Source organism: Glycomyces tarimensis (genome assembly GCF_054776215.1).
This window is the reverse complement of sequence record NZ_BAAHCB010000031.1, coordinates 57,513-78,099: the sequence shown is the minus strand read 5'-3', so window position 1 is coordinate 78,099 and position 20,587 is coordinate 57,513. Positions and strand designations below refer to the sequence as shown.

14 protein-coding genes and 2 pseudogenes are annotated in these 20,587 nt (G+C 69.2%); 5 read left to right on the top strand and 11 right to left on the bottom strand.

What is annotated here, in order from left to right:
• Together ACYVK3_RS20530 and ACYVK3_RS20525 are read right to left on the bottom strand one after the other, a co-directional pair.
• Positions 1-209: pseudogene (locus ACYVK3_RS20530) on the bottom strand (hypothetical protein); the annotation flags it as partial.
• Complete coding sequence (locus tag ACYVK3_RS20525; protein ID WP_460499211.1) at positions 127-1,512, bottom strand: S1 RNA-binding domain-containing protein; 1,386 nt, start codon at positions 1,510-1,512, stop codon at positions 127-129. The pseudogene ACYVK3_RS20530 and the gene ACYVK3_RS20525, both read right to left, overlap by 83 nt.
• A 221-nt stretch (positions 1,513-1,733) precedes the next feature.
• Between ACYVK3_RS20525 and ACYVK3_RS20520 the strand changes: the two genes are divergently transcribed.
• Entirely contained in the window at positions 1,734-2,033 is a 300-nt protein-coding gene (locus tag ACYVK3_RS20520; RefSeq protein WP_460499215.1) for a hypothetical protein, read from the top strand.
• A 49-nt stretch (positions 2,034-2,082) separates the two neighbouring features.
• Here the strand turns inward: ACYVK3_RS20520 and ACYVK3_RS20515 are convergent.
• The 3 genes and pseudogenes from ACYVK3_RS20515 to pgsB all read right to left on the bottom strand — a co-directional run.
• Positions 2,083-2,226: pseudogene (locus tag ACYVK3_RS20515) on the bottom strand (sigma factor-like helix-turn-helix DNA-binding protein); the annotation flags it as partial.
• 972 nt (positions 2,227-3,198) lie between these two features.
• Entirely contained in the window at positions 3,199-3,681 is a 483-nt protein-coding gene (locus ACYVK3_RS20510; RefSeq protein ID WP_460499210.1) for a poly-gamma-glutamate biosynthesis protein PgsC/CapC, read from the bottom strand.
• Complete coding sequence (gene pgsB / locus ACYVK3_RS20505) at positions 3,678-4,916, bottom strand: poly-gamma-glutamate synthase PgsB (protein WP_460499209.1); 1,239 nt, start codon at positions 4,914-4,916, stop codon at positions 3,678-3,680. The genes ACYVK3_RS20510 and pgsB overlap by 4 nt, the downstream gene beginning before the upstream one ends.
• 347 nt (positions 4,917-5,263) lie before the next feature.
• Here pgsB and ACYVK3_RS20500 point away from each other — a divergent pair, with 347 nt between their 5' ends.
• On the top strand, positions 5,264-6,202 hold the full coding sequence (locus ACYVK3_RS20500; protein WP_460499208.1) for a DrrA family ABC transporter ATP-binding protein: 939 nt from the start codon (positions 5,264-5,266) through the stop codon (positions 6,200-6,202).
• On the top strand, positions 6,199-6,948 hold the full coding sequence (locus ACYVK3_RS20495) for an ABC transporter permease (RefSeq protein ID WP_460499207.1): 750 nt from the start codon (positions 6,199-6,201) through the stop codon (positions 6,946-6,948). Before ACYVK3_RS20500 ends, ACYVK3_RS20495 begins: the two co-directional genes overlap by 4 nt.
• Here ACYVK3_RS20495 and ACYVK3_RS20490 read toward each other — a convergent pair.
• The gene (locus tag ACYVK3_RS20490; RefSeq protein ID WP_460499206.1) at positions 6,932-10,063 is read right to left on the bottom strand and encodes a BTAD domain-containing putative transcriptional regulator; all 3,132 of its coding nucleotides are present in this window, start codon (positions 10,061-10,063) and stop codon (positions 6,932-6,934) included. The genes ACYVK3_RS20495 and ACYVK3_RS20490 overlap by 17 nt on opposite strands.
• A 140-nt stretch (positions 10,064-10,203) precedes the next feature.
• Positions 10,204-11,685 carry an MDR family MFS transporter gene (locus ACYVK3_RS20485; RefSeq protein ID WP_460499205.1) on the bottom strand — a complete coding sequence of 494 codons (1,482 nt, stop codon included), beginning with the start codon at positions 11,683-11,685 and terminating at the stop codon, positions 10,204-10,206.
• Between the two features lie 154 nt (positions 11,686-11,839).
• Here ACYVK3_RS20485 and ACYVK3_RS20480 point away from each other — a divergent pair, with 154 nt between their 5' ends.
• Positions 11,840-12,445 carry a TetR/AcrR family transcriptional regulator gene (locus tag ACYVK3_RS20480; RefSeq protein ID WP_460499204.1) on the top strand — a complete coding sequence of 202 codons (606 nt, stop codon included), beginning with the start codon at positions 11,840-11,842 and terminating at the stop codon, positions 12,443-12,445.
• On the opposite strand, the gene ACYVK3_RS20475 is transcribed toward ACYVK3_RS20480, so the two are convergent.
• The 3 genes from ACYVK3_RS20475 to ACYVK3_RS20465 form a co-directional block, all read right to left on the bottom strand.
• On the bottom strand, positions 12,442-13,896 hold the full coding sequence (locus tag ACYVK3_RS20475) for a glycoside hydrolase family 43 protein (protein WP_460499203.1): 1,455 nt from the start codon (positions 13,894-13,896) through the stop codon (positions 12,442-12,444). The genes ACYVK3_RS20480 and ACYVK3_RS20475 overlap by 4 nt on opposite strands.
• A gap of 132 nt (positions 13,897-14,028) precedes the next feature.
• Complete coding sequence (locus tag ACYVK3_RS20470) at positions 14,029-15,729, bottom strand: glucuronyl esterase domain-containing protein (protein ID WP_460499202.1); 1,701 nt, start codon at positions 15,727-15,729, stop codon at positions 14,029-14,031.
• 225 nt (positions 15,730-15,954) lie between these two features.
• A complete protein-coding gene (locus tag ACYVK3_RS20465; protein ID WP_460499201.1) occupies positions 15,955-16,947 on the bottom strand; it encodes a LacI family DNA-binding transcriptional regulator in 993 nt (330 codons plus the stop codon).
• A gap of 438 nt (positions 16,948-17,385) precedes the next feature.
• On the opposite strand from ACYVK3_RS20465, the gene ACYVK3_RS20460 reads away from it, so the two are divergent.
• A complete protein-coding gene (locus ACYVK3_RS20460; RefSeq protein WP_460499200.1) occupies positions 17,386-18,828 on the top strand; it encodes a non-reducing end alpha-L-arabinofuranosidase family hydrolase in 1,443 nt (480 codons plus the stop codon).
• 68 nt (positions 18,829-18,896) lie between these two features.
• Here ACYVK3_RS20460 and ACYVK3_RS20455 read toward each other — a convergent pair whose 3' ends face one another.
• Positions 18,897-20,522, bottom strand: coding sequence for an acyl-CoA dehydrogenase family protein (locus tag ACYVK3_RS20455; protein WP_460499199.1), 1,626 nt, complete (start codon positions 20,520-20,522; stop codon positions 18,897-18,899).
• Between the last annotated feature and the right edge of the window lie 65 nt (positions 20,523-20,587).

The following is a 20,587-nucleotide window of genomic DNA, read 5'->3' as shown; positions in this document are numbered from 1 at the left end:
GTCTTGTCTTCAACGGCTGGTAAGCGGGGATCGGTTCCGTCACCTTCGCTGTCGAGTGTTGGAGTGTGCGCGAGGGTGATTCGGCGCTGGGCCGGGTCGACGTCGAGGATCGTTACGGTGAGGGTGTCACCGACGGCGAGGTGTTGCCTTTCGTTGGCGCCGTGGCGCACCAATCCCTCGACGTCGTCGTGGCGGTCCTCGATGCGCACGATGACTCCGAACGGCAGGACCTTCGTGACACGACCGGCGACGATCTGGCCGATCTGCTGCATGAGTCCGGGCATTGGGTTGTCCTGCGGTGCCTTCAGTGAGAGTGTTACGCGTTCCCGCACCATGTCGACGTCGAGGATTTGGGGGGATCTCCTGGCCGACCGACACGACGTCGGAGGGGTGTTCGATGTGACGCCAGGACAGTTCGGGGATGTTGACCATCGCGGTGAAGCCGCCGATGTCCACGAACGTGACGCCGAAACTGGCGATCTCGGTGACTGTCCCCGTGCAAGCCTGGCCTCTGCGGAGCGTCTTCAGGAGGGCCCAGTGCCGGTCGCTCGGGGTCGGTTCGGTCCGCCATCGGGCCCGCAACACGCCATCGTTGTCGGGCAGGACAGCGGTGAAGAGGGGATGGCGATCATCGGCGTACATGGGCAATGCGGTCGCGGCTCGGGCGCCCCGGACTCGTGCGACCACGCGGCCGAACTCAGTGTCATCGGCGATGGTGCTGGTGATCCGTCCGTTTTCGTCTTCCCAGACGACTTCGACCAGGCCTTCGTCGGGGAGACTGGCGATGACCGCCTCGACGTCCGTGGACAGGTCCGGCCAGACGGTCAACAGCGCGCGTGGGGCGAGCCGGGCGCGAACCTCATCCACTGAGTCTTTGGTCAGGCGGTGCCAGCGCGAGGCGTTGCGGACGAAGCCTTCTTCCAGGATCGCGGCTTGGCCTGTAGTGACGGACCACCCCAGTCGGGCCCAGAAGTCGTCGTCGGCGGGTCGTTGCTCGATGTCGTCCTCGTCGATGGCGGGATCGTAGGGGGAGGCGTCCAGGAGTTCGGGGAACAGTCCGAGAGCGCGGGTGCGGGCCAAGGCGTTGGCGCTCGGCGAGCTGGTGAGTACATAGACGTACTGGTCCCATCCGACGTGCACGGCGAACGCGCCTTCTGCTTCCAGTCGGCACCATGCGCCGTTGTCGCGGAGCATCGCCCGGACCAGTGCCAATCCGACATCGACAGTGACCTCCGCGCCGTCGTGGTAGCCGGTCAAATCCGGCGGGAAGATCCCGGCCAGGCCATGGCCGGGCACTGCAGGTTCCGCGCCGAAGTGGACGAAACCGGTGGCTTCCGGTTCCCGAATAGCCAGATGCTCGACGCCAGCGTCCGCCGCGAAGGCGGCCACCGCCTGCAGATACGCCGCCTCGACTGGGCCATGGTCACTGGTCGTCACCTCCGTGCTGTAGTGGCCCAAGGCGTCGCGGTCGGCCGGGTCGTACTTGGTGATCCGGTAGACGTAGGAGGGCATGTCACTATCGGCCATCGGCAAGCCCAACTAGCTGAGTGGTCTGATGCTGCGCGCCGAGGGGTTGCCCCGCGACACGGCACGGCACATGCCTGAAGGGTGCGCTCATTGCCGTGAGTGTACGGACATGGCCTTGCTCGGCAGCTGAGTCCGTGCCTTCTGAGAAACTACAGAAACAAGAACGGCGGTCTTGAAAGTCATTCTAGAAGTCGTATCATGAACGCATGACTAGATCACGACTTCTGCCGACAGGCACCTGCTGGTGCGGATGTGGTCTCGACACCGGCATCGGATCCTTCTGGGTTCGCGGCCACGACAAGATCGCCGAGGGCGCTCTCATCGCAGCCCGTTACGAGAACTCGGTCGCACAGATGCTCAAGGATCACGGCTACGGCCCTGACGCCTCAGTCCGCGCGGCGGCTGTCGAAGCGGGCTACTGGGGCACCTGCCCGAGCTGCGACTACACCGGCACACCTGCCAGCATCCGATCCCACCAGTCCAAACAGCACCAGATCGGGCTGTAGAAAGGCAACAGATCGCCGATAGGATCGCGCCCACATCCCGGGCTGCGCGGATCAATCGCTTGACGGTGCGGACGCTGATGCCGTACTGGACGGCAAGTTCCTGCTGTTTGACTCCCGATTCGAACGACGCGACGAGCGCTGTCCGCTGGCTGGCGGAGAGACGTCGGGCGAGGGCAAAGGGTCCCCCTTCCACCACGCGCTCGATGACGAATTCCGTACTGTCCCCGGAACGCCACGAGGGGCCTGAGGGCTGGGATTCGTAGGAGAACGGGACCGAGAGGCGCCTGAACAGGCTGTCTACCTGCGGTGGCGGGTTCAAAGTAGCGAGTATTAGGTCGACTGACTTGTCCGTATTGTGGGGGTCGGCTGAGTCTTCAGTCGGCCCCCACAGTACGTTTACGCTTCCTCGGCTTTGATGGCTTTCGAGGTGGGGCGGTGTTGTTCGGCGGCGGTGATTATTTGCTGATTGTCGGCCAGTCGGCCTGAGACGCACTTGTAGTAGTGGCGCTGGAGGACTTCGACGGAGTTGCCGGCCCAAGCGGCGACGTCAGGTGCGGGGAGCGGCGCTCTTTCTGTATCCCAAATATCGACTATGGACTATATGGACTGTGCGGCTCGGGCGGCGGTGTACAGCGGGAACGCGGCCCACCAACCGGCCAACAGGAACGGGGCCCAGGGGAAGGCAAGGCGGGCCCGGCCTCCGCGGGCCACCACCGGGCCACACCGGCCGCCAACGCGGCCAATACGAACCCCGCCGCGATCGCCCACCACACCGCAGCCCACGAAACCCGCCCCGCGAACGCCCCGATCACCGCCAGTAGGGCTACATCCCCGAGGCCGGCCGCCATCGAACACCCGCCACCAGCAAGGCGAGCAGCCATACCAGCACGGCGACCACCAGCCCGCCGACCATGACTCCTGCTGCCCACATGGGCTGAGCCTGAGCCGCCAGCGTCGATAGCGCCTGGCGTTCGCGCTTCAGGTATCGGGCGATCGCCCTCCTGAGTACCGGCGGCCGGTCGAGCACGACCGACCCACCGGGGAGATGGCGGATGCCCGCTTTCCTCGCGTCGCATCCGCCATGTCGTCTACGGAGACGTCGGGAGTGTTGAACCGCGCCGGCCTCCTGATCGCCGCCGCTGGTTCAACCATGCGCACGACGGGCCTAAGCGGTGGGCACCAGGGCCGTCAGCACGCCGATCGCAAGGAGCGAGTAGCACGCCAGTGTCACCGTCGCGGTTGCCAGCAGCGTCGGGGCGGCTTGCTGCCGCGCCAACTGATACGCGATGAGACCGGGTACGACGAAGCCGAGTATGTGATGCGAGAACAGCGTCGGCGCCGTCTGCTGGGCGATCAGGAACAGTCCCGCCTGCAACACCACGCCGGTCAGCACTGCGGCGGCGAACAGCCGTTTCCCGTAGAGGATCATGACCTTCTGCAGACCGGCCGTCGCCAGCACGCACATCGCGGTGGCGGCCAGCACGACGACCGCTTGGCCCGCGTCCATCAGCACGCTGATGGCCAGCCATCCGGGAGTGATCATCCCTCCTGGAGAGAGGTTCGTGAGCAGATAGCAGGCCAGCGAGAGCAGCAGCCCGATGGCCAGTCCCATCGCCGCGACCTCGGGAGCGAGCGCGTGCCCGGTCACGCCGACCTCCCGGGGAAGTCTGAGAGCGGCTCGTATCCGTCGCCCGCGTAGGGAAGCCCGGCCGGCACCGGATGCCGGCTCAACTGGTCGATGAGCGCCTCGCCGTGCCCGTGGACATTCCCGACGGCGACGATCGAGGCTCCATCGGGCACATCGGAGAGCAGCGTGGCCAACATGCCCTCGTCGGCGCGGAGCTCGCCGTGGTCCACGACGATATCGCGCCACTCCGGCGGCACGGCCACCTTGGCCGAGCGAGTCGCCTCCCCGATGAGCAGGGCCCGCTCGGGGGCGAGCCGCCCGACGAGGCATCCCATCTGGTGATTGCGTTCGAGTCGGTCGGCCCGGCAGTTGATCACCAGGTACAGCGGTCGCTTGACGGCGCCCGTGCGCAGCAGCAGCTGCACGTTGGCCATGGTCGACTCGGGGTCGTTGGCGGCGAACACGTTCGCGAATCGTATCGTCTTGCCCATCGGCTGAAAGCGCTCGACTCGCAGCACCCCGGGATCGGGCGGGGCGGCGTACATGCCCTCGAGGGCGGAACGCCGGTCGACACCGAGCAGCGCGGCCACCTCCAGCGCGATGGCGACGTTCTCTTTGAAGGTGACGAAGCCGAAGCCGGCCATCTCGTCGTCGGTGACGGTCTCGGGGTCGACGACGAGCAGTCGGCACCGCCGCTTGCGCGCCTCGTGGCGGAGCAGCGCGCGTCGGTCTCGTTCGGCGGTGACGCACACGCCGCCGACGGGCATGGCCCGCGACAGCGAGCGGGCGACGTCGTCCAGCGTCGGACCCATCTCGTCCAGATGGTCCTCCCTGACGTTGCAGAGCACCCCGATGGTGGATCTGACCAGTTTGGACTGGTTGATCTCCTGCAATGCGGGAGTGATGGCCATGCATTCCATGACCAGTGCATCGGGCCGGTGCGCCGCGGCCTCCCGGACCACGGCCTTCTGCTCGATGACGTTGGCGACTCCGAACATTCGGCGGATCGGCCGCTCGTTCGCATCGGGGAGGATGAGCCGGGCGGCGGTGCCGGTGGTCTTCGCGACGGTGACCATGTCGCCGCCTCGGAGCGCTCCGGCGCACAGGCGGGTGATCGAGCTCTTCCCGCGGATGCCGTTGACCAGGATTCGGTGGGGTATGGCGTGGAGCAGGCGATAGTGGCGGCGTTGCTCGACGGTGCCTGCCGCGATCAGCGACAGGCATGACAACACCACGCAGGTGTACAGGAACAGCATGGGATTCCCTCGGGGTGGGAGCGTCGCATCGCGGGAGGGGCGGGAGGTGACGGCCGTGCCGGGGGAGGTGCTCCTCTGCCCGAGCCGACGCGCCCCACCACACGTTGCATAGATGTCTATCGATGTGTAAGTCGAGGGAAATATATCAGATAGCCGCTCATAAGGGAAGAATCGGATATTTTTCATAAATGGTCGATGGCGTCGTCGTTCCGCGGCCCTCGCCTTCCTCGGCCGGCTCCACGAGGCCGACCCTGGGACCTGCGAGCGTTATCGGCGCCGGCCCGCTGTCAGCGGCCGTGTCAGGGCTGCGGCAGGGGCGTGTCAGGCGAGGCGCCCATGGTCGTCGCATGACAAGCACAGCGATTGCGGCCTCAGGGCTGCGAAAGGCGTTCGGGGACAAGACGGTCCTCGACGGTATCGATCTCGAGGTTCCTGCGGGCACCGTCTTCTCCCTGCTCGGCCCGAACGGCGCCGGGAAGACGACGACGGTGAACGTGCTGACCACGTTGATCAGGGCCGACGGCGGGACGGTACGCATCGCCGGCCATGACGCCGCGACCAAGGCCAAGGCCGTCCGCGCGGCGATCGGCGTCACCGGTCAGTTCGCCGCGGTGGACGAGCTGCTGACGGGCCACGAGAACATGCAGCTGATGGCGGACCTCAAGGGACTCAGCTCGGGCGAGGGCCGACGAGTCATCGCGGAGCTGCTGGATCGCTTCGATCTGGCCGAGTCGGCGCGGAAACAGGTGACGACCTATTCGGGCGGCATGCGCCGGAAACTGGACCTGGCGATGACGCTCATCGGCAAGCCGCAGATCATCTTCCTGGACGAGCCGACGACGGGCCTGGACCCGCGCAGCCGCCGCACGATGTGGTCGATCATCCGCGAGCTGGTGGCCGACGGTGTGACCATCTTCCTCACCACCCAGTACCTCGAGGAAGCCGATCAGCTCGCCGACCGGGTCGCGGTGCTCGACCAGGGCCGCCTGGTCGCGCAAGGCACCCCCGACGAGCTCAAACGCCAGATCCCCGGGACGCACGTACGGCTCAGGTTCACCACCGAGGCCCGACTCGACGCGGCCGCGCGGATCTTCCCCGACGCCGCGCGGGACGACGAGGCGCTGACCCTGCGGGTCCCCAGCGACGCCGGGACGCAGTCGCTCCGAGCCCTGCTGGACAGGCTCGACGAGTACTCGGTCAGCGCCGAGGAGTTCACCGTGCACACGCCCGACCTCGACGACGTTTTCCTCGCCCTGACGGGCCGCACCACGGAGGCAGCGAAATGAGCGCCAAGTCCCACTCGACGGTGATGTTGCGCCGCAACGTCACACACATCGCCCGCAACCCGACCTCGGTGTTCAACGCCGTCCTGATGCCGATCATCATCATGTTGATGTTCGTGTACATGATGGGAGACGCCTTCGACGTCGGCGTCGACTACATCGACTACGTGACGCCGGGCCTGATCCTGCTGGCCGTCTGCTACGGCCTGGGGGCCACCGCGACGTCGGTGAACGCCGACATGACCAAGGGCATCATCAACCGCTTCAAGGTCATGGACGTCTCGCGAAGCGCGGTGCTCAACGGCCACGCCGTCGCGAGCGTCCTGACCAACCTGCTCGCCATCGCCGCCCTGGTCGGGGTCGCCTTCCTGCTCGGATTCGACCCGTCCGCGAGTCCACTGGACTGGCTCGGCGTGGTCGGCGTCGTCCTGCTGCTCGCGCTCGCGGCCAACTGGTTCACGATCGCCCTGGGACTGTTCGCGAAGTCTCCGGAGACCGCGGGCATGGCCTCCGTGCCACTGGTCATGCTGCCGTTCTTCAGCAGCGCGATCGTCCCGGCGGAGATGATGGGACCGGGCCTGGCGCAGTTCGCGGAGTACCAGCCCTTCACACCGATCATCGAAACCATCCGCGGGCTCCTCAACGGCGCGCCGGACACCACCGACGCGACCATCGCCGTCGCCTGGTGCGTCGGGATCACCCTCGTCGGCTACCTGTGGGCGTCCTCCACGTTCAAGAAGCGAGCGTGACCGCGACCAGCTGATCCCAGCTCGTCTCGGTGCCCTCCCGAGCCGCCTCGGCGAACCCCGCGTCGCCGAGGCGGCTTCGCACTTCCCGTTCGATCCGGGCCATGTCCGGATTGGAACGGTCCGGGAAACCGAGCACGCCGGTGCTCGCCGCGAGCAGCCGTGCGGCCTGCTCGTACTGGCCGCGGCGCACGGCCAGATCCGCTACCCCGACGAGGGTCTGCGCGATCACGGGCGCGTACCCGTACTCGGCCGCCGCCCGGAAGGCCGCGCCGTGGCGCTCACGGGCCTCGTCCAGATCGTCGGCGAGGTAGCCGAACAGGTGGCCCGTGACCGCGCCGAGGTTCATCGCTTTGTCGCCCAGCATGGTCGTCGCGAGATCGAGTTGCCGGCGTGCCTCCTCGGCGTCGCCGTCCCAGCGAGCGATCTCCGCTTTCGCCAGGGCCAGCTCGGCGAGCGCATCCCGCCAGGTGACCCGCTCCGCGTACTGCTCGGCCTCGGCTATCGCGGCCGAGGCGGCCTCCTCGTCACAGAGCAGCCGGTACAGCCGGGCCTGTCCCGACAGCATCCGGATGACGTCCTCGACGGCACCGATCGCTTTCACGACCGCGATCGCCTGTTCGTAGTACCCGCATGCGGTGGCGAACTCGCCGCGCGTGGCGATGCGTTCCGCCAACTCGGTGAGGGCGAAGGAGATCCCGTACCGTTCGCCGATCGCTCGGAACTCGGTGAGGGCCTGCTCAAGGTAGGCGTCCGCCTCGCCTCCGGGATGCCCGGTCACGATGCGCATCTTGCCGAGGTGCAGTCGGGCGAGTGCGCGGACCCAGGGGTCGTCGTGGTCGAGCAGTGGCTCCCACGCGGTCAGGGTCTCGGCCGGGTCGGCCAGCATCCGTTCCAGCGGGACGACCAGGGCCAGCAGTGGACTGGGGGACCCGCTTCGCCGGCTGAGACGGTATGCCTTGTGGATCCACTCCGCCGCCTGGTGCTCGTCGGCGCGCCCGGAGGTGGCGAACATGGAGACGATCGCGTACACCTTGGCCCTGATCTCATCGGGCACTTCGCCGGGCAGGTCAGTGGCCGCGAGGAGCAGCTCGACGCCTTCGGCTCGGTGCCCGCTGAGCCACCAGTACCAGCCGGTGCCGGCCGCGAGCCGCATCGCCGGCTGCGCCTCGCCGGCCGCGATCGCTCCGCGCATCGCGGAACTGATGTTGTCGCGCTCGGTATTGAGCGTCTCGAGCCAATGCAGCTGCTCGGCGCCGCGGAGCCGCGGCTCCGCGGTCTCGGCGAGTTCGGTGAAATAGGCGATGTGGGCGCGGCGCGCCGGCTTCGATTCGTCCGCCTCCTCGAGGCGCTGCGCGGCATACTCCCTGATCGTGCCGAGCATCCGGTACCGCGGTGCCTCTTCGCCCTCGGCGACCAGCAGCGACTTCTCGGTCAGGGCGGTGAGCAACTCGAGCACCTGCTCGGGCTCGACCGCGCCGCCGGCGCAGACGCACTCGGCCGCTTCCAGGCTCGCCCCGCCGGCGAACACCGAGATCCTGCGCAGGACCGTCCGTTCGGCGTCGGTCAGCAGCTCCCAGCTCCAGTCGACCATCGCGCGCAGTGTCCTGTGCCGGGGCAGCGCGGTGCGGCTGCCGCCGGTCAGCAGGCGGAACCGGTCGTCGAGCCGGTTCGCGAGCTGCTCGATCGACATGGTGCGCAGCCGGGCGGCGGCGAGTTCGATCGCCAGCGGCATCCCGTCCAGCGCCCGGCAGAGGCGCACCATCGTCGCCAGCGTGGCGGGGTTCGCCGCGAGTTCCCCCCGCACCGCGCCCGCCCGGTCCCGCAGCAGCCGGACGGCGGGCGCGGACTCGATCGCGTCGGGGTCGGCGTCGTCCGCGGGAAGGGCCAAGGGCATGACCGGCCACAGCGCCTCGCCGGTGATGCCGAGCGGTTCCCTGCTCGTCGCGAGGATCCGCAGCCGCCGGCACTCGCCGAGCAGGCGGTGGGCGAAGGCCGCCGCCGACTCGATCACGTGCTCGCAGTTGTCGAGGATCAGCAGCGTCTCCCGCTCGCGGAGCGCTGCGATGAGCCGGTCCGTCGGCTCCATGCCCGGCACCTCGCCGAGCAGCGCGTCGCGGAGGCCGAGCCCGGCGAGCGTCGCCTGCGCCACGTCGCCGTCGGCGCCGATCGCCGCGAGCTCCACCAGCCAGGTCCCGTCCGGCAGCTCGTCGAGCAGCGTGCGCGCGGTCTCCGTGGCCAACCTGGTCTTGCCCGAGCCGCCGGGGCCGATGAGGGTGGTCAGCCGATGCGCCGCGATGAGCTCGCGCACCGCGGCGACGTCGGCGTCCTTGCCGACGTAGCTGGTCAGTTCGGCACGCAGGTTGGTCTTCCGGTTCTCCTCCCGCCGTCCCACCTCGCCCCGCAGCAGCGCGACGTGCAAGGCGGACAGCTCCGGCGAGGGGTCGACACCCAGCGCCTCGGCGAGGGTCTCGCTCGTGCGCTGGTACACCAGGAGCGCCTCGGTGTCGCGACCGGCCGCGATGAGGGCGCGCATGAGCGCGGCGACCAGCCGTTCGCGCATAGGGTGCGCGGCCACCAGATCGGTCAGCTCCGTGACCAGCTCTGCACCGCGCCCGAGTGCGATCTCGGCCTCGAAGCGATCCTCCAATGCGCTCAGGCGCAGCCCTTCGAGGCGGGTGGCCGCCGCGTCGAACGCCGCACTGCCGTGCAAACCGATGTCCTGCATGGCCGCGCCGCGCCACAGTCCGAGGGCCTCGCCCAGCAGCTTCGCCCGCCGTGGACGCTCGTCAGTGCGGGCGCGGGCGAGGAGGCGTTCGAAGCGCACGGCGTCCACAGACTCGGGTTCGACCGCCAGCCGGTAGCCGTCCGTGTGTCCCTCGAGCGCTCCTTCGGGCAGGATCTTCCGCAGCCGGGATACCAGGCGTTGCAAGGCGTTCGCCGCATCCGCCGGCGGGTGCTCGCCCCAGATCCAGTCGACGAGCGCCGACTTCGGGACCACGCGACCCGTTTCGAGCGCGAGCGCGGTGAGCAGCCCGCGCAACCGGGCGCCCGATACGTCGGCCAAGACGCCGTCGTCCGTGCGAACCTCGAATGGACCAAGTATCCCGACCTTCACACCGGTGATCTTGCCATGCGGGGCCCTCGGGCCTCGAACTCCCGGGATCCCGATGCGCCGCGCGGTGATCGGGTCGATCCGGCCTCGCGCAGAACGCTGCCCGCGCCCGGCCGAATCGGCCTGACGCGGGCAGGGTCCTGTCAGTGGGCCGGAACGGCTTCCGCGGTGTCGGTCGGCTGGCGCCTGACGAGGAACGAGGCGGCCAGGGCCACCAGCGCCAGCGCCGCGCCCCACAGGAAGGCGTCGTGGATGCCCGCGGCCCGTGCGGCGATCGCGTCGGCGCCGTGGGCGCGGCTCGAAGCGATTCCGGCGGTCATGATCGTCACGAACAGCGCGGTGCCGGCCGCCCCGGCCATCTGCTGGAGTGTGTTGACGATGGCGCTGCCGTGCGAGTAGAGCGAGGGCTGCAAGGACCCGAGCGCGGAGGTCATCAGCGGTGTCATCAGACAGGCGAGCCCGACCATGAGCACCACGTGCGCGAGCACCACGAACCGGGTGGCGGTGGATTCGTCCAGCAGGTTCATGAGCCCGAGCGCGAGCGCGACGAGGGCCGCGCCCGGCGTGACCAGCGGCCGGGGGCCGAACCGGTCGTACAGCCGCCCGATGAACGGCGAGCTCAGACCCATCGCGAGGCCCCCGGGAAGCAGGACCAGACCGGTCTGAAGGGTCGTCAGGCCCAGCACGTTCTGCAGGTAGATCGGCAGGAGGATGAGCGAGCCGAACAAGGTGCCCATCGAGATGACCATCATGATGACGCCGACGGTGAAGGTGCGGCTGAGGAAGGCCCGCAGGTCCATCAGCGCCGCGTCGCCGCGCTGGAGGACCAGCTGGCGGCGGACGAACAGGATCAGGGCGAGGCCGCCGATCACCAGCGGTACCGCCGGAGGGATCGGAGCGCCGGCCTCGGCCGCCTCGCCGAGGCTGCTCAGGCCGTAGATGAGGCCGCCGAAGGTCAGAGCGGAGAGGATGATCGAGGCGAAGTCGATCTTGACCCGTTTCGGCTCGGTGATGTTCTTGACCAGGATCGCGCCGACCACGAGGCTGAAGACCGCGATCGGCAGCACCGCCAGGAACATCCAGCGCCAGCTCAGCGACTGCAGGATGAAGCCGGAGAACGTGGGCCCCACCGCGGGCGCGACGGAGATGACGATGGAGATCAGGCCGATGGTCCGCCCGCGCCGGTCAGCCGGGACGAACGTCAGCACGGTCGTCATCAGGAGCGGCAGCATCACCGCGGTGCCGCTCGCCTGGATCACGCGCGCGGTCACCAGGACGGGGAACACCTGGGCGACGGCGGCCAGCAGCGTGCCGGCGGTGAACAGCGACATCGCCGCGATGAAGACGGCCCGTGTGGTGAAGCGCTGGAGGATGAGTCCGGTGGTCGGGATGACGACGGCCATGGTGAGCATGAAACCGGTGGTGAGCCATTGCGCGGTAGCCGCCGTGAGGTCGAACTCCTCCATGAGCGGCGGCAGCGCTACGCTCATCACGGTCTCATTGAGGATCATGACGAACGCGGCCGCGAGCAGCAGCCCGATGACCAGTTTGATCTTGCGTGGTATTCCCGTTCCGGAATCCTCAGAGGACTCTTCGGCGCTGGCCGCCTCCTGGTCGACGCTCATGCGGAACCTTTCTTCGGACGGGATGGGCCCGGGGGACGACATCGCCACCACTCGGGCATCGGGGGAGTAGGCCGCGCCACGACGCGCGCCGCGTTGCAGTCTACTGCCACCTTGTCAGCGGCTGCCAATTATTTGTCCTGGTATGATTTTCGGCATGGAGACGGGTACCGGAGTGCGCGAGGCGTCGCGCAGGGTCGTCCAGTCCCAGATCGCCGAGGCCGCCGAGGCGCTGTTCATCGCCAAGGGCTTCGAGGAGACCACGGTCGACGAGATCGCCGCCGCCGTCGGGATGTCCCAGCGCAGCTTCTTCCGGTATTTCGCCTCGAAGGACGACATCGTCCTCGACCATCTGGTCCGCCTCGGCGACGACCTCGACTCCGCCCTCGAATCGCGACCGGCCGACGAGCCGGAGTGGGACTCGCTGCACCGGGCATTCGACCTGGTCGTCGAGCAGTACGCCGATCGCGCCCAGCGCGAGCACGGCGCCGCGACCCAGCGGATCGTCGACGACAGCCCGCGGCTGCTCGCGGCCTACCTGCAGCGCCTCGACCGCGTCCAGCAGCGCCTGACCGAACGGCTCAACGCGCGCGCCCTCGACCGCGAGCGTCCCTCGGATCCGGTCGTCATGCGCGCCATGGTCGGCGCCGCGTTCGCATGCCTTCACGCGACCCTGTGCCACGTGGCCACCGAGGGCGACCCCGAGCGGTTCGGCCACCACCTCGACAAGGCCATGACGGCCCTGCGCCCCGGCAGCGTCTAGCTCGGGGAGTACTCCACCCGACGCAGCGTCGTGCGGCCGTCCGCCGATCCGAGCGCGAGCACCCGGCCGGTGAACCCGGCGGCGACCTCGGTGGACAGGTATCGGCCGTCGAGGCGGCCGAGTTCGCGCAGGCCCTCCCCGCCGTCGAACGACAGGACCACCTCGTCGGGTCCGATCCTCACCGGTGACACGCCCTCCACGGCCGGCTCGACCGCCTCGATCCGCAGCACGGCCGCTTCGGCGGCGCACGGGGCCGCCGCGAGCCCGTGCTCGATGTCCCCGATGCGGGCGGTCGCCCGGACGATCCCGTCCTCGAAGGTCAGCCCGTACCAGTGGCGGTCGTCGAGCATGAGCAGGAAGCGCCCGGACCCGGCGAAGGCCGCCTCGGCATTCCAGGTCAGGTCGCGGACGCGTGCGCACAGCAGCCCCTCGCCCAGCTCCACGCCGCCGCCCGGCGCCGGCGTCGCGACGGCCTCGGGCTCGCCGCCGGGCACGACCCACCGCAGGTCGAGTCCGGGGGAGGAGAAGTCGTCGGCGAAGGCGGTGTCGGCCGTCGGCACGGTGTAGCGGGCCTCGTCGAAGACCGGCCACCCGTCGACCCAGTCGATGCCGGCCAGGAACGTCTCGCGGCCGATGACATGGAACTTCGGGGTGTATCCCTTCGGGCGCACGGCGAGGTAGACCGCCGCCCACTCACCATCCGGGGTCGCGACCAGATCGGCGTGCCCGGTGCTCTGGACCGGGTGCGCGAGGCTGCGGTGGGAGAAGACCGGGTTGTCGGGGAACGGCTCGAACGGCCCCTGCGGACGGTCGCCGCGAGCGATCGTGACGGTGTGCCCGCGTTCGGTGCCGCCCTCGGCGAGCATCAGGTACCAGCGGTCGCCGATGCGGTACAGGTGCGGCGCCTCGGCAGCGTGGAGGCCGATGCCCTGCCACACCGGGTACGGCTCGCCTTTGAAACGCCCGGTCTCGGTGTCGAGACGGCCCTGCATGATCCCATTGCGCTGTCCGATGCCACGCCACGTCAGGTAGCACTCGCCGTCCTCGTCCCAGGCGAGATCGGGGTCGATGCCGTGCGCCTGCCGGACCTTCACCGGCTCGCTCCACGGCCCGGCCGGATCGGTCGCGGTGACGATGGTCTGGCCCGGCTCGGGGTCGCCGACGTTCGTGGTGACGAACCAGAACCGGCCGTCGTGGAAGCGCAGCGTGGAGCCGTAGATCCCGCCCGAGGGCCGCCCGTCGCCGGGGTGGAACTGGCTGCGCCGATCGAGGATGTTCCCGATCTGGTTCCAGTTGACCAGGTCGCGGCTGTGGAAGATCGGCGCACCGGGGAAGTACTCGAAGCTCGAGTGCGCCATGTAGTAGTCGGATCCGACCCGGCAGATCGTCGGGTCCGGGTAGAACCCCGGCACGATCGGGCGCTCTGCGGAGGACGCTGGCGAAACCTGCAAGGTGGGGGCCTTTCTCGTTCCGGGACGCGGTGCGATCGAAACGCTATCTCGCCTCGGCGTCCGCCGCTACCGCCCATGAACGAGCCGGACGGCGGGCCTCCCGCCGTCCGGCTCGTGCTCTCAGGTTCGCTGTCAGGTGGCGGTGCAGGTCACCTCAGGAGAGGCTCCCGAACCGGACGCCACGAAGCCGAAGGCGTTCAAGGTCTGGCCCGAACTGATGTTGCCGTTCCAGCCCACATCGGACGCGGTCACCCGCGACCCATTCGAGCTGAGATCGGTGTTCCAGGAGCTGCTGACGGCCTGTCCTCCCGGCCATGTCCACGTGACCGTCCAGCCGCTGATCGCACTGCCGCCGGCGGTGATCATGACATTGCCCTGCCACCCCGAACCCCAGTCGTTGACCACGTCGATCTCGGCCGTGCAGGCCGAGCCGGTGGGCGGTGGTGAGGTCTCTTCGGGGGGAGTGGTCTCCTCGGGCGGTGTGGTCTCCTCGGGGGGAGTGGTCTCCTCGGGGGGAGTGGTCTCGCCCGGGTCGGTGTGGGTCAGGTTCGGCGTGGTCCAGTCGCGCCATTGGCTGAGGTTGCCGGACTTGGACGGTGAGATGCGCATGACGCCCGGGCCGTCGCCGTTGTCGAGCAGGAACGCGCGGATGCTCTGCTGGAGCGGCGCGGTCCATTCGGAGCGGGTGGCGCAGTGGGTGCCGTTGGCGGTGTCGGACCAGTACGAGATGTTGTCCTCGGCGCCGAGGGCCTTGTAGATCTCCGCGCCGCCGAGGGCGGCCACACTGCCGGAGGTGGCGCCGAGCCAGTCGACATGGGGGTTCTCCATGATGAACAGCCCGCGCGGCGCGATCATGCCGACGATCTGGTGGGTGTCGACCGGGAGGGCGGCCGGGTTGCCCGTGTAGGTGTTGAACGCGTCCCCGAGCCACGGTTGCTCGCCGTAGGCGCTGGACAGGCCCTGGGCGCCGTTCTCCTGGGCGACCGCGCGGTAGGCGGGGACGCCGCCGGTGCCCGATTCGATGGGCATGGTCAGGTCGATGCGCTGGTCGAAGGCGCCGGCGACGAAGGCGCCTTTGCCGTAGCGCGAGCAGCCGGTGACACCGGTCGAGTTCGTCAGGACCTCGCCGCCCGACTGCTCGATGACGTCGATGATGCGGCTGACGCCCCAGGCTTGGGCCATGAGGATGCCGGTGCCGCTCGATGCGCCGTAGATGTCGTAGAACGCGCCTTGTTTGCTGGAGCGGGAGGTGCCTTCGGCGCCGACCGTGCCGGGGTCGAAGTTGATGACCGCCGCGCCGGCGGAGCGGATGGCGGCGGTGTCGGCCCCGAAACCGCCGTAGACGATGACGGCCGGGTGCGGACCCGAGCCGGAGGGCAGGGAGACCGAGGCCGAGAAGCTGGTGCTCCGGCCCTGGTGGGAGACGTTGACGGTGATGTTCGACGAGGTGACCGTCCCCGTGACGCTGTCGGGCGGGGCGGGCTTGTCGCCGTAAATCGAGCGTTCGGCCAGCTCTTTGATCTCGGCCCGGCGGCACTGCCACTCACCGGTCGAGGTGATGCGGGTGCCGTTCACCGTCGTGAACGGGTCGGGCAGGCGCGAGTTCGACGGCGTCGAGCCGGGTAGGGAGACCTCGCAGTCCGCGCCGTCGAACTCCGAAGACGCCTGGACTTGGGCTAGGGCGAGGTCGGCGGGGGTTTCGGTGGCTTCGGCGGTGAAGCGCGGTGCGATGAGCGCGGCCGCGGTCACCGCGAGCGCGGCCACGGCGACGGCGAGCATGTGGAACTTGGAGCGCAGCGAGCGCGGTGGTGGGGTGTGGTCGATGATGCCCATGGCAGCATTCCTTCATCGTGGAGTGTGCGGGCCGGAGGTACGGCCCGCCTGACCAGGGTCGCAGTCCATCATCGACGGTGAAGGGGGCGGCGCGGCGAAGCCGCCGCGCACACCGCGTCAATACTCGGACCACTCGAGCCGAAACTTCCAATGGAAGTTTCGGTGAAAGTCCACACAGCATATATCGAGTGACATCGATACGCAAGAGTTCGAAGGGGTGCAGCGCTAAGCGGGCGGCGGCGCCGTGGAATCCCGGATCGTCAGCTTCGTCGGGAGCGAGATGTGTCCGGCCGTGCGTGAGCCGAGCTCGGTGTCCTCCGACGTGTATTGCAGGAGCAGGTCGACGGCCGCGGTGCCGGCGTCGGCGGTCGGGACGATGATCGTGGTCAGCCTCGGGCGCGCCAGGCGGGCGAGCACGGTGTCGTCGATGCCGATGACGCTCACGTCGCCGGGCACGTTCACCCCGAGACTGTGGAGGCCCTCCATCAGGCCGATCGCCAGGAGGTCGTTGTAGGCCAGCACGGCAGTGGCGCCGGTGCTGACGATCTGCTCGGCGACCGCGAGCCCGGCGTCCTCGTTCGGGGTGTTGGGCCCGAGGATCGTGACCGCGGCCTCGCCGGCCGCCGTCGCGGTGACCGTGCGGCGGATCTGCGAGTTGGTCCAGGACTGGCGCGGTCCCGCCACGTACGCGATCTTGCGGTGGCCCAGGTCGAGCAGGTGCCGGATGGCCACCCGCGCGCCGTCGACGACGTCCATCGTCACCGAGGGGATGCCGGTGACCTTGCGGTTGACCAGGGCGATCGGGATGGTCTCCGAGAGCCGCTCGATCTTGGCGTTGGCGATGCGCGGTCCGCACAGCACGACGCCGTCGACCTGCTTGGCGAGCGCGTCCACCAACTCCGCCTCGATGGCCGGGTCCTCGGAGGCGTCGGCGATGAACAGGTGGTAATCGCGAGCGCGGGCGGTGTGTTCGGCGGCCTTGATCATCGGCGGGAAGAAGGGGTTGGAGATGTCGGCGACGATGAAGCCGAGGTTGTGGGTGCGGCCGGTGGTGAGCGCCCTGGCCACGCGGCTGGGCCGGTAGCCGAGGCGGCGCGCCGCCTCCAGGACCCGCGTGCGGGTCTCGGGGCGCAGTCGGTGCGGCATCGAGAAGGCGCGGGACACGGTCGACATGTGCACCTGCGCCTCTCGGGCGACGTCTTTGATGGTCACGGCCACTAGAGGAGTTCCCTGTCAGTTCAATTGGATCGAAGATCTTCCATAAAATTACGCAAACGATTGCAAGATGGTCAAGAGCGCAAGCGAGAAATTTGCGACTCACTTTATCCCACCTTTCTCGCGTTTCCATCTATAAGGGCGATCCGCGATTAAAGCATTGATTCGCTTCGATCTTACGCGCAGCAGTGGGTGCAAACGTTTGCGAACTCGCCGGTTCGGGCAGGATTCAGTGTATCCACCGCCGACGAGGCGGCGGCCCGGCCCGTGGGCCGTCGACCGGCCTTCGGTCGTGTCCGCGGCGTCCCCGTCGCATTCCGGATCGGCGGGCAACGTCCGCCACCGCCCCTTCTATTTATGTCTATCGATATGTCGGCTACGCTGTGTTTGCGGCTGTGAGCGGTAACTAGGCCGCTGAAGACTCGAGCAGAAAGGCGGATCATGTCAGACAGACCACGCAAGGCCGTGCGGACCGCGCTGATCGCGGCCGGCTTCGCCGCCGCCATGGCGGCGGCCACCTTCACGGCCGCAGCCCAGCCGTCGGCCGACCCGGCACAGGCCGACGCCCTCCCCTCCAGCTTCGCCTGGGAGTCGACCGGTGCGCTGGTCGCCCCGCAGGACCCGTCCGACCGCGATCTGGTGTCCATCAAGGACCCGTCTGTGGTCGAGGTCGACGGCGAGTACCACGTGTACGCCACCACCGCCGACACCCAGGGCCGCTGGAGCATGACCTACTTCGGAGGCTTCTCCGACTGGTCGCGGGCCGGCTCGGCCCCGCAGTACCACCTGTCCCAGACGGCCATCGGCGACCGATACGCCGCGGCCCCGCAGGTGTTCTACTTCGAGCCGCGCGATGAGTGGTACCTGATCTACCAGACCGGACTGCCGTCCTATTCACTGCTCTCCGACCCCTCGCGGCCCCAGTCGGCCACCGCGCCGAGCGACTTCATGAGCGCCTACCCGCCGATCGTCACCGACAACGCCGGCAGCGGCGGATACGTCGTCGACCACTGGATCACCTGCGACGACGTCAAGTGCTACATGTTCTACAACAACGACAACAACTACTTCTTCCGATCCGAGACCACCGTCGAGGAGTTCCCGAACGGCTTCGGCGACACCGTGGTCGTGATGAGCGACCCCGGGAACAACCGCATCTTCGAGGCGGTCAACGTCTACCGGGTCGGCGACAGCGGCGAGTACCTCATGATGATCGAGGGCATCGGCTCCGACGGCCGCCGCTACTTCAACTCCTGGACCGCCGACAGCCTCGACGCGATCGGGAACGAGTGGACCCCCTTGGCCGCCAGCGAGTCGAACCCGTTCGCGCGGGCCGACAACGTGACTTTCCCGCAAGGCGCGTGGACACAGGACATCAGCCACGGCGAGCTGATCCGCGACGGCTACGACCAGACCCTCACCATCGACCCGTGCGACCTCCAGTTCCTCTACCAGGGCATGGACCCGGGGTCCTCGGGCGATTACTCGCAGCTGCCGTGGAAGCTCGGCCTGCTCACCCAGACCGATTCGGGCTGCGAGGCCGGCGAGGAGCCGACCGAGGAGCCGACTGCGCCCGGTACCGGCGAGGGCGGCTGCACCGCCGAGATCGAGGTCGTCGGCGACTGGGGCTCCGGCTGGCAGGGACGGGTCACCGTCACCGCCGGCAGCGCCGCGATCAGCGGCTGGGAACTCGACTGGAGCTGGCCGGGCTCCCAGCGGATCAGCTCGGCGTGGAACGGCGACTGGTCGCAGTCCGGTTCGACGGTGACGGCCTCGGACGTGGGCTGGAACGGCGCGATCGCCGCCGGCCAGAGCGACCAGTCCTTCGGGTTCATCGCCGGCGGACCGAGTAGCGAGCTCCACCCGTCCTGCTCGGCCACCTGACGGGCGCCAGCGGCGGGGGCACGGCAGGGCGTCCCGGGCGGGCGCCGAGATCGCCCGTGCGGCTCGGCCTAGCCGGGTTCTGGCAGATGACGGGCCACGATCGCGGAGGCGTCCGAGGCCGGCGTCGCGCCGTAGTTCAGGCCGCGGTCGGGACCGAGCCGTGAGCCGCAGAACGCGTCGGCGACCTCGGCGGGGGAGTGGCGGATGAGCAGGCTCGCCTGGAGCGCCAGGCCGAGATCCTCGGTGAGGCGGCGGGCCCGCGCCGGATCGACGCCGCCCGCCAACGTCCGCTTGAGGCCCGCGAAATGCTCGTCGAACCGCGCGTCGGCGCCCGAAGCCGCCCCGACCTCGGCCATGAACGCCTCGCCGGACTCGGGCGAGACCGCCAGCGTCCGGAGCACGTCAAGGCAGATGACGTTGCCGGAACCCTCCCAGATCGACAGCAGGGGCTGCTCGCGATAGCGGCGCGCGAGCGGCGCCTCCTCGATGTAGCCGTTGCCGCCGAGGCATTCGAGGGCTTCGGCGGCGTGCCCGGGGCCGCGCTTGCACACCCAGTACTTGGCGACGGCGGTCGCCAGGCGGCGGAACGGCTCCTCGTCGGGCGAGTCGTAGGCCGCGGCCAGACGCATCATCACGGCGGTGGCGGCCTCGGACTCGACGCACAGCTCGGCGAGGACCTGCGTCATCAGCGGCTGCTCGATCAGGGCCGCACCGAAGGCACTGCGGTGCGCGGCGTGCCAGCTCGCCTCGGCGACCAACTGCCGCATCCCGGCGGCGGTGGCGATGACGCAGTCGAGGCGGGTGTGGTTGACCATCCCGATGATGGTGGCCACGCCGCGGCCCTCCTCGCCGACCAGGTGCGCGACGGCGTCGTGCAGCTCGATCTCGGCCGAGGCGTTGGACCGGTTGCCCAGCTTGTCCTTCAAGCGCTGCAAGCGGATCGCATTGCGAGTGCCGTCGGGCAGGACGCGCGGCAGCAGGAAGCACGACAGGCCTCCGGGCGCCTGCGCGAGCACGAGGAACGCGTCGTTCATCGGCGCCGAGCAGAACCACTTGTGTCCCCGAAGCACGTACGAGCCGTCCCCTGTGGGCGTTGCGGCGGTGGTGTTGGCGCGCACGTCGGAGCCGCCCTGCTTCTCCGTCATCGCCATGCCGACCAGCACGCCCGCCTTCTCGCCGGGTGCTCGCAGCCCCGGGTCGTACCGCTCGGAGGTGATCCTCGGCTCCCAGACGGCGGCGAGTTCGGGATTCGCGCGCAGCGCCGGGACCGAGGCGTACGTCATCGAGATCGGGCAGCAGTGCCCCGGCTCGGTCTGCGCCAGCATCGCGAGGACGACCGCGCGGGCGGCGTGCACGCCCGGACCGGGCTTGGCCCAGGGCATCGCGTGCGCGCCGTGCTCGACGGCCAAGGCCATGAAGCGGTGCCACGACGGGTGGAAGTCGACCTCGTCGACGCGGTGCCCGTAGCGGTCGTGGGTGCGCAGCACCGGCGGGTATCGGTGCGCCTGTTCGGCCCAGTCCGCCGCGTCGGCGCCGCCGAGGACCCGCCCGAGCTCGCCGGCCCGGGCGGCGACCCAGCCGGCGCCGTGGCGCTCGGCGGCCTCCCGCAACGGGGCGTTGTCGGCGAACAGGTCGCGGCCCACCAGCGGCGGAGGCTGATTGGTGACGCTGTGCGTCTCGGCGGCACCGGTCATCGCGGCTCCCGTCCCTCGTCGGATCCCACATGGTAGACCTCGGGCGCCGTTCCGCGCCAGGACGC

Bases quoted from the DNA above. Each gene is read 5' to 3' on its own strand.
- ACYVK3_RS20495 (WP_460499207.1), top strand. From the start codon at position 6,199: ATGAGCGCCAAGTCCCACTCGACGGTGATGTTGCGCCGCAACGTCACA.
- ACYVK3_RS20470 (WP_460499202.1), bottom strand. From the start codon at position 15,729: ATGGGCATCATCGACCACACCCCACCACCGCGCTCGCTGCGCTCCAAG.
- ACYVK3_RS20485 (WP_460499205.1), bottom strand. From the start codon at position 11,685: ATGAGCGTCGACCAGGAGGCGGCCAGCGCCGAAGAGTCCTCTGAGGAT.
- ACYVK3_RS20455 (WP_460499199.1), bottom strand. From the start codon at position 20,522: ATGACCGGTGCCGCCGAGACGCACAGCGTCACCAATCAGCCTCCGCCG.
- ACYVK3_RS20525 (WP_460499211.1), bottom strand. From the start codon at position 1,512: ATGCCCTCCTACGTCTACCGGATCACCAAGTACGACCCGGCCGACCGC.
- ACYVK3_RS20500 (WP_460499208.1), top strand. From the start codon at position 5,264: ATGACAAGCACAGCGATTGCGGCCTCAGGGCTGCGAAAGGCGTTCGGG.
- ACYVK3_RS20460 (WP_460499200.1), top strand. From the start codon at position 17,386: ATGTCAGACAGACCACGCAAGGCCGTGCGGACCGCGCTGATCGCGGCC.
- pgsB (WP_460499209.1), bottom strand. From the start codon at position 4,916: ATGCTGTTCCTGTACACCTGCGTGGTGTTGTCATGCCTGTCGCTGATC.
- ACYVK3_RS20480 (WP_460499204.1), top strand. From the start codon at position 11,840: ATGGAGACGGGTACCGGAGTGCGCGAGGCGTCGCGCAGGGTCGTCCAG.
- ACYVK3_RS20520 (WP_460499215.1), top strand. From the start codon at position 1,734: ATGACTAGATCACGACTTCTGCCGACAGGCACCTGCTGGTGCGGATGT.